The following is an 11,747-nucleotide window of genomic DNA, read 5'->3' as shown; positions in this document are numbered from 1 at the left end:
CCCGCACCACCGATCCCCCCGGCTGCGCCTGCACCTCCAATCCGTGCACGGCGTTAAGGAATATGTGGCGCGCGCGCCCGACCAACTCCTGGCGGCGGCGTCGATGGAACCGCCCTCGCGCGTCGGCGCGCACTGACCCGAGACAACAAGAACGGCCCCGCGGACAACCGCGGGGCCGTTGGTCTTGTGTGGGCTAGACGCGCGGGGCGGGCACGTTGCCAGCGTCGGCGGCCGCCAGCTCTTCGGCGAGCAACTCGGCGAAGGTGTAGGTGCCGGTCGGCTGGTCGTCCTGGCCGAGCAGATAGAGCCGCTTCACCGAGATCAGAATCGCTTCGGCGATCACGTCGCGCATGCGCGGGTTGGTGAGCACCGAGGCGTCGTAGTCGTTGGTGAGGTAGCCGAGGTCGACCTGCACGGTCGGCATCTTGGTCAGGCGCAACAGGTCCCAGGTGCGCTGATGAGTCCGGCAGTCCTGCACCGAGGTTCGGGCCACCACTTCGCGCTGGATGAAACCGGCCAGTACCTGACCGATCATCGACACCGAACCGTGCGAGTTGCCCCAGTAGAAGCCGGCCACTCCCTTCGCGGACGGGTTGTCACTGGTCGCGCAGCGCAGCGAGATCATCAGGTCGGCATCGAAGGCGTTGGAGGTGTCGGCGCGTTCGACATCGGTGGGGTTGGCGCCCCACGGCCGGGACAGGAAGGTTTCCATACCGGTCGCGGCCATCCGGCCTTCGAGCCTGGAAGCGAGATCCCACAGGATCTCCGACTCGTAGACGTCACCGTATTCGGTGGGTACCGCGAAACCCTTGTCGGCGCCGCCGAATCCGGGGTCGATGACGATCCGCTTGCCGGTGAGCTGCGGGCCCGCCCGGTGCACCACTTCTTCCTCGGCGATGCGATGCGGGTTGCCGCCGGTGACGCGCGCGCCGAGCAGATCCAGCGAGCGCAAGGTGTCGGGTCCGCAGATACCGTCGGCGGACAGGCCGATCTCGCGCTGGAACGCGCTGAGCCCGTCGTGGGTGTGCGGGCCGAAGTGCCCGTCCACCCGGTACACGTAGAAGCCGAGATCCTGCAGCTTGCGCTGCAGGGTGGCCACGTCGTCACCGTAGAGCGGCGCCGACAATTGGTAGATCAACGTGCGAGCACCCAGCCGGTAGGAGGCTTCCTTCAGCGCGCGATAGGTGGCCGGACCGACCACCCCGTCGACGAGCAGACCGCGCTGCTGCTGGAACGCGCGGATCGCCGAATCGAGGGGCCGATCGAACACCGCCTCGGTGTCCTTCCAATACTCCGGTCCGTCAGTGGATTCGACGTGTGGGAGATGCAGGAAACCGAGGCTTGCGAGGGTGCTCCGAACCTCTGCGACGGCTGGTCCTGAATCGCCGTGACGAAGTCGGTGCATGCGTAAGAGCCCTTTCCTTCGGCCGGAGCGTCCGTCGATTGTCTCAGACCCGGGCCGCTTTGCGGGAATCCCGGGTCCAGGCATCCTACGGCGCGTCGGCCGGTAGGAGACGCTTTTATCGGATGCTCTGTGTTAGATGAGACCGTCGAGCTCGCGCAGCAGCGCCGCCTTACCTTTCGCGCCGACGATCTGCTTCACCGGCTTGCCACCCTGGAACAAGATCATCGTGGGCAGCGACAGGATCTGGTAGTCGCGGGCGGTGCCGGGATTGGCCTCGGTGTCGAGCTTGGCGATGGTGAGCTTGTCGGCGTGGGTGCCTGCGATCTCCTCCAGCACGGGGGCGACCATCTTGCACGGGCCGCACCAGTCGGCCCAGAAGTCGACGAGCACCGGCTTTTCGCTGAGCAGGACGTCGTCGGCGAAGGACTGGTCGGTGACGGTGATGGTGTTGGCACTCTCGGCCATGGGTGTCTCCTCGACAGGGGTGGAACTCGAAATCAGTTGGCGCGCACGGCGGCCGGGCCGTCGGCATGGTCGAGCGTGTTGGCGGTGATGTCGCCCTGCTCGGCGAGCCAGCGTTCGGCGTCGATCGCGGCGCGGCAGCCGGTGCCCGCGGCGGTGATCGCCTGCCGGTAGGTGTGGTCGACGAGGTCGCCCACGGCGAAAACGCCCGCGACATCGGTGGCGGTGCCCGGATCGGTCACCTGCACATAGCCTTCGCCGTCGAGTGCGACCTGGCCCTTGACGAGTTCGCTGCGCGGATCGTGCCCGATGGCGACGAACAGGCCGGTCGCGTCGAGCTCGGACTCCGCGCCGGTGCGGGTGTCGCGCAGGGTGAGGCTGGTGACGCTCTTCTCACCGTTGACCTTCACGACCTCGGAGTTGAGCTGGAACTTGATCTTCTCGTTGGCCTTGGCGCGCTCGAGCATGATCCGTGACGCACGGAACTCCTCGCGGCGGTGCACGATGGTGACGCTCGCGGCGAACTTGGTGAGGAAGGTCGCTTCCTCCATGGCGGAGTCGCCGCCGCCGACCACCACGATGTCCTGGCCCTTGAAGAAGAAGCCGTCGCAGGTGGCGCAGGCGCTCACACCGCGGCCGAGCAGGTCCTGCTCCCCCGGCACGTTCAGGTAGCGCGCGGCCGAACCCATCGCGAGGATCACGGCGTAGGCCTCGAAGGTCTCGTCACCGACGGTGACCTTCTTCACGGGGCCGGACAGGTCGATCGCGTCGACGTCCTCGGTGCGCAGCTCGGCGCCGAAACGCTTGGCCTGGTCGCGCATCTGCTCCATGAGGTCGGGGCCCATGATGCCGTCGCGGAAGCCGGGGAAGTTCTCCACCTCGGTGGTGGTCATCAGGGCGCCACCGAACTGGGTGCCCTCGAAGACCAGCGGCGAAAGCTCCGCGCGGGCGGCGTAGACGGCCGCCGTGTAGCCGGCGGGTCCTGAGCCGACGATGATCAGGTCGCGAACTGGCGTGCTCATGGGGACCTTCCGAGAAGTAAAGCTGGGACGTGTCGGTCAACAACAGCCTAAACGGTGTTGTTCCCGGTATTTCTTTGCGGCTGGTCCCTCAACCGATGTCGCGCAGGGTGAGCCGTTCCGGGGTGCCGGTGGTGCAGCCGGTACCGACCACCAGGGCGGTGATGGTGGGGGCCTGCTCGCCCTGGACGAGGACCAGGACGGCGTCGGAGCCACGGAAAGTGATATTCGACGCTCCCAGTACCGCGCGGTCGATGCCGTTGGCTTGCACGCAGCGGGTGAGGGCTGCTTCGTCGGCCAGCGGGCCGATCACGTCGCGTTTGCCCAGTGCGCGGAGTGCGGCGGCGGTGGTGAGTTCGTCGGCGGCCGCCGGTTCGGTGAACGGCGCGGCGGTGGGGGTGCCCTCGGTGGTGTCGAACGTGCTGAACACGGCACCGGCGCCCGCCAGGACGGCCACGGTGGCGGCGGCCGCGGCGAGTAGCCCCAGTCGGCGCCGGGAGCGGTAGCGATCCAGCAAGATCGGGGCCTCGCCGGCCGGTGCGGGGGGAACAGCAGCGAGCGGCGTGATGCGCTCGGTCGGGCCCTCCCCCGCGTCGAGTTCGGCGACGAATCGGAACATGCGGTCGGCCACGTCGTCGGGCATGCGGTGCATGACCCGCTCGTCGGTGGCGAGCGTACGGAGGTGGGTGTTCACCTCGTCGAGCTTGTTCAGGTAGTGCAGCGCGTCTTCGTCGGTGCGGACCACGGGCCACAGCTGCTCGCACAATTCGGGCGCGAGGTTGTCGGCATGCAGATCGGCCAGCAGTTCCGACGGGAACGGAGGCTGCGGCACGGATCGAGACACCCTCGCACCTCCCCTGTTCTGTCGATATCGGATCGCAGGATTTACATCGCTGACTTGTTCGTCACTGTTAATGACGCATCCCGACTACATCCGGTTCCCTGGATCCCGGAAAAATTCCAAACGTTCTTGCAAACGTACGCGCGCTCGGGCGCATCGGCTCTTGATCGTGCCCGGCGCCACGCCGAGCGCAGCGGCGGTTTCGGCGACGCTGCGGCCCTCCATCTCGGTCATGACCAGGGCCAATCGCTGTTCGTCAGGGAGGGTGAACAGCGCCTCGCTCACGACGGTGGACAGTTCGTAATGCGCGAAGGCATCGTGCGGGTCGACCGCCTCGGGCATGGTGTCGGGCAGGATCGACACGGCGCGACGGGTCTTGTTGCGCCGGATCCGGTCGAGGCAGGCATTCACCACGATCGCGTGCAGCCAGCTGCGCACCTCGGATTCGGCGCGGAACGAGTCGGCGGTGCGATGGGCCGAGAACAAGGCGTCCTGCAGACAGTCGGCGGCGTCCTCGCGGTTGTAGGACGTGCGCAGCGCGGTCTGCCAGAGATGGTCGGAATGCCTGCGCAGCAGTTCGGCGAAGACATACGGTTCCCCGCGAACGTGGGCGGCAAGCAGTTGCTTGTCGCTGCCGTTCTCCAGGAACGAGCGGACGCTGGGCGCGACCTGCCGCGGTGGCACACCGCGGACTTGCTCGTTGACATCCGGCGACAAAACTGACCCCTTGGACAGCGCTCATTACGGCGACTTCGAGCCGACGAACAAGGCCGATCCATCACCTGACTACAACGCGGCGTCCAGGATCGACGTCAACAAATCCTGGGTAACTCTCAACCGAGAGCGCGGGGGGATCATATCGTTGATAACAATTACGCACCAACCGGACCGCGGTTCGATGAAGATCGGCAAGGGGCCCGGAAATGATCGACCACCTGCGCAGATAGCAGAGGTGGGAGGGTTTTACGGCGCGATGAGACTAAGGGGCCGCGTCGAAGCGGACATCGGCGATCGCGGTCTGGAACTGACCGCCGGAATTCGCCAGTCCGGTGATCCAGACGAGCACGAAACGAGCGGCCTGATCGGTATGCACGGCGATATCGGTGACGCCGTCACCGAGCTTGGCCGAACCGATCAGCTGGGTCTGGTCGAGCGTGGGCGCCTCGGTGGGCGAGGTACGGATCTCGACCGTGCTGCCCGCACTGGGTGAGGTGATCGACACATTGGTGAGCTTGGCCGGCGTCGGCAGCGTGGCCAGCAGCCCCACGCCCTTCTTGAGGGCGGGGAACTGCTGGAAGTACTGATCGGTGCGCCACACCGTCGCCGCGTTGTGGTCGAGCACCGCGCCCGCCGCCGCGGCGCCGTCGGGGGTGCCCTCCGGGGAGAACACCGCGGCACCGGTGACCGGCACCGGCACACTCGTCGGCGGTGCCGCGGGGTCGTCGGCGGGCGGTGCGGACGCCGCGGGCGGAGCCACACTCGAGGTGAGGCCGATATTGATCTGCTGGTCCAGCGGCTTGTCCGACGCGCCGGGCGCGAAGATGCTGACCATCCACCAGATCAGCACGCCGACCACCAGCGCGGCGAGCACGCCGAGGCCGACCATGATCCACATCATCCGCTTGGAGCGTTCCCGCTCGGCCGCGAGCAGTTCCGGGTCGGCGAGTGAATCGGCACCGGGGGCCACAGCCCGCTGACCCAGACGTAAGACCGGAATGAAGTCGGTCTTCTGATCGACGACCGAGGCCTGCTCGAGCACGTGCTGCACGGTGGCAGCGGTGCGCACGCCCTTGTTGGATTCGAGCGAGCGAACCGCGACGGCCGAGATCTCGAACGGCACCTCCGGTCGGATCTGCCGCGGTTCCACCGGCGTGCCGTCCGGCCCGAAATCGGCCAGTCGCAGGCCGCCGATGGTGGCCGCCGACCCGGTGACACCGCCGACGCGAATCGGCCAGCGCGCGGTGATCAGGGCGTAGAGCATCGCGCCGAGGCCGCGGACGTCGCCTTGCGCGTCGGAATCGCCGAGGGTGCCGGGGAACGCGAGGACGGCGTCACCGGAGGCACTGATCCGGATCCGATCGGGGTGATCGATCGACAGCGAGCCGCCGCCACGGTGCGCGAGTTCGGCCGCCGAGGCGAGCGCCCTGATGGCCCTGGCCGCGCCGACCGGCGACGGCACGGTCTCGGCCATCTCACGCAGCGAACGACCGGGGGTCCACTCGGCCACGACGATGCCGCCGGAGCTGCCACGGACCACGTCGAGCACCCTGGCCAGGCCGGGCGAATTGATCCGGCCCAATCGCAGCGTGCGCGACAGCACCGCCTGCGGGCCGTCGTGACCGGAGTTCTCGCCCGAGGTCTGATCCGCGTCCACGAAGGTCAGCGCGACCTCGCGATCGAGCTTGATATCGAGTGCCTGCCAGAACTTCAGCCCGCGCGCACCCCCGTGACCGGCCAGCAATCGGTACCGGCCACCGGCGACGGACGCGCCGGGGATGAGCTTGGGGCCACGCTGCCCACGGTTGGCCGCGGCGCTCGGGGGCACCTGCGGGGGAATCGGCAGCATGCCGGTGTCGTATGTCGGATCGTGCGGCGGCATGGCCGAACGTGCGTCGTCTTCGTGCGTATCGCCTTCGTCTGGCGCGTCGGTATGTTCGGAATCCGTCGAGTTCGGCGCATCGGGCCCGACCTCGGTGGACATTCCTGCTGCCGCGCGCGCCGCAGAATCAGCGGCCGGGACGCCGCCCACCGCGTCATCGCTCACCCTCGGTCCTCCTTCGGCCTGAAAACCCGTGTCGGTCTGCGGAACAGCGTACGGGAACTGTGCTTTACCGGTGCTGTCAACAGCGCCCGGTCGAATGACGGGAAGCACCATGGTCTGGGTGTCCAAAGACTGCCCATATGCGGGGAATCCGTAGGTATCGGGACGGCGCAGGACGGTGGTCGCGTAGATGTCGTCTGCCGGGGTGTCGTCGAGTCCGAGATCCGGCGCGGGCGGGGTGATGCCGAGCTTGCGCGAGATCGCCACGGTGATGGCGACGACCTCGGGGATACCGGCCAGACGCATCAGGCCGAAGGCCACCGAGAACATGACCAGCGAATCGACGACAACGCGCAGCAGCGAGCCCGCGCCGCCGGAGACACGGTCGAGTCCGGTCACCGTGTCGACGATCAGCATCACCGCGCCGCCCGCGATCGAGGCGAGCAACACTCTGGTCACAGTTCGGCCGACATTGACCATTCGCAGGTCGCCGAGGCTGCGGTGCAGCAGCACGCCGCCGATCACCGCGCCCGCGGTGAATCCGAGGCCGGTGGCGACACCGAGAACGATCACCACGTCGTCGCTGTCGCGGGCGATGACCGGTGCCAGCGCCGAGATCAGGATCTTGATCGTCGTGATGCCGAGGATGATCCAGGTCGGTGTCCATGCCTGCTCGCGCGCGTAGAACACCCGCAGATGGATGAGTACGAGCGAATACGGGATGAGCGAGAACGCCGACCAGCTCACCGCGCTGCCGAGCCGTTCGGCGTCACCGGAGAATCGCGCGTAGCCGTAGAGCGCCTGGCCGATCTCCGGGCCCGCGAGCGTCATGAAGGTGACGATCGGCAGCATCGCGATCATCGTGAGTCGCGTGGCTACGGACAGGTCGTCGACCACGGCGGGGGTGTCGTCGTCGGCGGCGCTGCGGCTCAGCCTCGGCATGATCGCGGTGAGCAGGGTTACCCCGATCACGCCGTAGGGCAGCTGCAACAGCGCCCACGCGTTCGCGAAGATCGCGGGACCCGCTTCGTCGGCCGAGGAGGCGATGTTGTTCGCGACCACCAAGCCGACCTGGCTGATCAGCACGTACAAGATGATCGCGATGCCCATCTTGCCGAACTGCTTGAGCCGCGCGTCGACTCCCCACAGCGGACGCAGGTTGATCCCGTGCCTGCGGATCGCGGGCAGCAGGCAGAGCGCCTGTGTCGCCACGCCCGCGGTGATGCCGAGGCCGAGGACCAGCAGTTTCGGGTCGCTCATGCGCACCGGGTCGAGCGTGATCTCGCCGGGTGTCAGCGCGTAGACCGCCAGCACCGTCAACGCGACCACATTGTTCATCACGGGTGCCCACGCACCCGGTTTGAACGCCTGTCTGGTGTTGAGGATCGCGGTGAACAGCGCGGACATGCCATAGAAGAGCAGCGCGGGTGCCAGTAGGTAGGTCAGCGCGACGGTCAGGTTCGTATTCACCTTGCCGTCGGAGGAGACGAGCACGTGACCGGCCAGGATCGGCGTGGCCGCCAAGGTGAGCACCGTGGCGACGAACAGCACGGTGAAGGCCGCTGTCACCAATCTGCGCACGAACGCGGCGCCGTTGTCGGCGTCCTCCTGCTCGGCGCGGATCAGGGTCGGCACGACGATGGCGGTGAGCACGGCGCCGAGGACGAGCTCGGCGACCATGTTCGGGATCAGGTTCGCCGAGATGAACGCACTCGCGATGGCCGGACCGAGCACGGTCAGCAACAGCAGCTGCTTGGCGAATCCGGTGATCCGGCTGATCAGCGTCGCGACGGCGATCGAACCCGAGTCCTTGAGCAGCTTCGCGTTGGCACTCATCGGGGCGCCGCCCGCCTTGCCGGCAGGTTCGGCCGCTACCTTCTTCGGCCGGGCGATGACCTGAGTCCGCTCCGCTGACCGATCGCCGGCGGGCACACCGCTCGCGTTCCGTCCACGATCGCCCAATCCGGCGCCTGCCTGGCGGCCATCCCGCGCGGGATCCGCGGCGGGCATCCCGGGGAAACTCCCCCGCGACGGCATTGGACGTCCCTGTTCCGGCGGAGCTTGCCTGCGGCCACCGGCCTGATCGGGCCGATCCTGTCTCGGAATGGCGCCGGACTGCCCACCGCGCGGCGGGACCGGTCGTTGCTGGGGGAACTCGCCCGACGGGTTCGGCCCGGATCGCCGCGGGGCGAATCCGTCCGGTCCGGGACGTTGCTGCTGCGGAAACTCACCCGAACGCCCGGCGGAACCAGGTCCGGGGCGCTGCTGTTGCGGAAACTCACCCGAACGACCGGCGGAACCAGGTCCGGGCCGTTGCTGTTGCGGGAATTCGCCCGAGCGCGCGCCGGAACCAGGTGCATGGCGTTGCTGGGGAGGTACAGGGCGACCGTCCGGCCCGTAAGCAGGGGGGCGCGGGGGCAGGCCGGGCGGACCGGCAGGGGGCTGCGGCGCGCCGGGAGGGATGCCTACACCGGGGCGCGGCGGCGGTCCGGGACGTTGCTGCTGCGGGAATTCACCCGAACGATTCGCCTGGCCGGGCGGTCGTTGACGTGGAGCGGGCCCGCGCCCTTGGCGGTCGCCCTGGGGCGGGCGCTGCTGATCCGGGCGGTAGTCGGCCGGGCGTGGCTGACCCTGTGCCGGGCGGAACCCGGCCGGTGGCTGTTCAGTGGGGCGACCGGGAGCCGGCGCGGCGCCGTGATCCGGCCCGGGACGGTATCCGGCCTGTTCGGGGCGCACGCCGGGCCGAGGACCTGGCGCGGCGGGCCGCTCACCGGGATGACGTGGCGCGCCGGGCAGATCCACCGCGGGCCGATTCCCCGGCTGACGAAATCCACCGGGCTGTTCGAACGCCGGATCACCGGGGCGTACCGGCGGTCGGCCATCGCGAGGTGCGGCGTCCGGTCGATGACCAGGCGCGCCGGGCCGCCGATCCACGTGCTGTGCGGCCTCGTCGCGGTCGGCGTCCTGTCCGGCCGTCATCCCGCGTTCCCACGGAGCACTGGGCGCCCGGCGCAGGGTCGGGTCGTCGTCGTGGTCACGCCGATGAGCGGAATCATCGTCGCCCATCATGCCTCCTGTACCCGGCGTAACCCGCGAATCCCGCCGGTCCGATGAGCGTTTCGCTCACCAGTGCCACTCTCGTCCTTGTCTGTCATGGTGCCCTGACCGCGCGTCAGGCGCGGGTGTTCACTGCCGTTGCAGCCGCTGACGTGCCCGCCGCAGTCGACCCGCCCGTTCGACCGTCTCCGGGGTGAACCCTTCGTCGGCGGGGTCGGGCTGTCCGCGGAACCGCCGCAGCAGTCGGCGCCCGGCCAGCAGCAACAGCAGTATCGCGGCACATGCGGTAATTATGGCCAGGGCCTGACCGTAGGCGTTCGAGCGCACCGAGACCGAGGTCGCCTCTCCTAGCGCTATCCCGTCCGGGGTGGTAAGGGCGATCGGAATGACCAGCTTACGGCTGTCGCTCACCTCGGTCGGGATCTGGAACGACCGGGTCCCGGACGGCGGAAGCAGCTGTTCGCCGATATCGGTGATGTTCGTCTCGGCAGGCGCTTCGATCCGGAACATCACCCGGATGGCGACGGGCAGTTCATTGCGCGCCACCAGCAACAACGGGCTCTGCTCGGAGGCCAGCGTGTACACCCCGCCCGGTGGCAGCACCGAGACCGAGGAGAACATCGTGTCCAGTTCACGGGTCGCCTGGTCGATGCGCCGCTGGGCGTGCAGGTCGGCGAGCGTGTCGTTGTCGGCCCTGCGGTCGGACAGGCTCAGCGCGCGCAGCAGATCCTCGCGTGCCGGGGTGAGGAACGCGTGCGGGGTGAGCTCGGATTCGGGCAGTTCGACCAGCGCGCGCATCAGCTCGGTCACCCGGGCGCCCTGGTCGTGCACCGGTCCGATGAACTGTTCCGGCGCGGCGTCCTGGGCGGCGCGCGGCAGATACTCCAGCGCGAACGGCCGCGGATCGGGTGCCTGCGTGACGAGGTCGGTGAAGCTGCGCGGGCTGGCGAGGTTGTTGCGGGTGAGCAGTTCGACCTGCTTGAGCAGCGCGACGCCCTCCTCCCGGCTGGCACCCCACTGCTGCGGTGGCATCAGCAGCTGCGAGCGCGGCCGGTCCGGCGACGGATTGAGCGCACTCCAGGCCATCGCGCCGAGCGCGTCCTGCAACCGGGCCGCGCGTGAGTCGTTGGTGACGTCGAAACGCACCTTCGACGGTGTGAACGACGGCGTCGGGGGGTTCGAGCCGACCGCGGCCAGCGCGGTCGCCGACCAGATGTCGAAGGTGGTCACCCGCAGCGCGGGATCGGTCCCGGCGGCGGCGCCGGCGGGCGGTTCCGCGCTCACGCCCGGCACCCGCACGACATCGGGCGCGGACTGTTCCCCACCGACGACCACATCGGGTGTGAGCGTGGTCGGAGCGGAGGTGAGCGCGTTGTCGGTATCGGCGGGCGACCCGTCACCCGACACCGCGGAACCGGCCAGCACCGCCGTGCCGTATCCGTGCTCGCGCAACAACAGCCCGGCCGGATCGTCGATGCTGCCCGAATCGGGCAGGCTCACCCCGCGCAGCGACTGCGTGCCGAGGATCGAGTCCACGACATCGGCGGGCGCGAGCAGGGCCCGCGCCGACAGACCCGGATCGTTCACCGCGGCCAGTGCCGACACGTCGACCTGCGCGAACGGCAGGGCCACCGTGCACATCGACCCGGCCAGCGCGCGCAACCGGTCGAGCCAGGCTTGCGCGTTGGCCGCCCCGGTCCCCTCCCTGGTCGCCCCGCTCGGATCCGACGGACTGGCCAGCACCCGATAGCCGCGCGTCATCGTCTGCACGGTCGAGACCAGGTCGGGATCGATGGCGATACACACCGATCCGGCCACACTTCTGTCTTTGCCCGGTGCGGGCACCACCGATTCCAGCGCGGCGACGAGCTGTTCGAGGCGCCCGCCCTTGCCGACCGAGGCCGCCAGTTCGTCATCGAGCAGTTCGGCCTGGCCGTTCACCGAGCCGGGCTTGCCCGCGACCATGCGCGGCCGGTCGGCCAGCGGCCAGATCATCGTGGTCGCGATCGGTGACGCTTCCGGCGGCGGTGTCACCGCCGGTTCCGCGCTGCCGTCCACACCGGTGGGCGGCAGTCCGAGGACGGGGAGCAGGAAGCGCGCGTCGTCGAGCCTGGCCTGGGTGCCGTAGGCGGGTTCACCGTTGACGTTGAGCAGCAGCGGATACACTCCGGGATCGGTGAGCCCGAGCGATGCCTCCGAGCC

The 11,747-nt window shown here is 68.8% G+C and carries 8 protein-coding genes; 1 reads left to right on the top strand and 7 read right to left on the bottom strand.

Annotated elements, in window-relative coordinates; genetic code table 11:
* Window positions 1–193: 193 nt before the first annotated feature.
* From ACFWF3_RS08700 to ACFWF3_RS08675, 6 genes are all read right to left on the bottom strand, one after another.
* Window positions 194–1,405: a peptidoglycan-binding protein gene (locus tag ACFWF3_RS08700; protein WP_378989372.1), complete on the bottom strand. Its 1,212-nt coding sequence runs from the start codon at window positions 1,403–1,405 to the stop codon at window positions 194–196.
* Window positions 1,406–1,537: 132 nt separating this feature from the next.
* Complete coding sequence (gene trxA / locus ACFWF3_RS08695) at window positions 1,538–1,870, bottom strand: thioredoxin (protein WP_189031738.1); 333 nt, start codon at window positions 1,868–1,870, stop codon at window positions 1,538–1,540.
* Between the two features lie 32 nt (window positions 1,871–1,902).
* Entirely contained in the window at window positions 1,903–2,889 is a 987-nt protein-coding gene (gene trxB, locus ACFWF3_RS08690; RefSeq protein WP_378634632.1) for a thioredoxin-disulfide reductase, read from the bottom strand.
* Window positions 2,890–2,977: 88 nt separating this feature from the next.
* Window positions 2,978–3,718 carry a hypothetical protein gene (locus ACFWF3_RS08685; RefSeq protein ID WP_379313092.1) on the bottom strand — a complete coding sequence of 247 codons (741 nt, stop codon included), beginning with the start codon at window positions 3,716–3,718 and terminating at the stop codon, window positions 2,978–2,980.
* A gap of 96 nt (window positions 3,719–3,814) precedes the next feature.
* Window positions 3,815–4,411, bottom strand: a complete 597-nt coding sequence (sigM, locus tag ACFWF3_RS08680) for an RNA polymerase sigma factor SigM (RefSeq protein WP_378635242.1) — start codon at window positions 4,409–4,411, stop codon at window positions 3,815–3,817.
* Window positions 4,412–4,706: 295 nt separating this feature from the next.
* Window positions 4,707–8,324: a murein biosynthesis integral membrane protein MurJ gene (locus ACFWF3_RS08675; protein WP_379313093.1), complete on the bottom strand. Its 3,618-nt coding sequence runs from the start codon at window positions 8,322–8,324 to the stop codon at window positions 4,707–4,709.
* A gap of 660 nt (window positions 8,325–8,984) precedes the next feature.
* On the opposite strand from ACFWF3_RS08675, the gene ACFWF3_RS08670 reads away from it, so the two are divergent.
* Window positions 8,985–9,602 (top strand): hypothetical protein, encoded by a 618-nt coding sequence (locus tag ACFWF3_RS08670; protein WP_379313091.1) that lies wholly within the window; start codon window positions 8,985–8,987, stop codon window positions 9,600–9,602.
* A 72-nt stretch (window positions 9,603–9,674) separates the two neighbouring features.
* Here ACFWF3_RS08670 and ACFWF3_RS08665 read toward each other — a convergent pair.
* Window positions 9,675–11,747 (bottom strand): DUF6049 family protein (locus ACFWF3_RS08665; RefSeq protein WP_379313090.1); only part of this gene is annotated, 2,073 nt, incomplete at its 5' end.

The organism is Nocardia sp. NPDC060220, assembly GCF_042727815.1.
GTDB lineage: Bacteria > Actinomycetota > Actinomycetes > Mycobacteriales > Mycobacteriaceae > Nocardia.
Note: the sequence above shows the minus strand (reverse complement) of the source record. Positions and strands in the feature narration are given on the sequence as shown.

Bases quoted from the DNA above. Each gene is read 5' to 3' on its own strand.
- ACFWF3_RS08700 (WP_378989372.1), bottom strand. From the start codon at position 1,405: ATGCACCGACTTCGTCACGGCGATTCAGGACCAGCCGTCGCAGAGGTT.
- trxA (WP_189031738.1), bottom strand. From the start codon at position 1,870: ATGGCCGAGAGTGCCAACACCATCACCGTCACCGACCAGTCCTTCGCC.
- trxB (WP_378634632.1), bottom strand. From the start codon at position 2,889: ATGAGCACGCCAGTTCGCGACCTGATCATCGTCGGCTCAGGACCCGCC.
- ACFWF3_RS08675 (WP_379313093.1), bottom strand. From the start codon at position 8,324: ATGAGTGCCAACGCGAAGCTGCTCAAGGACTCGGGTTCGATCGCCGTC.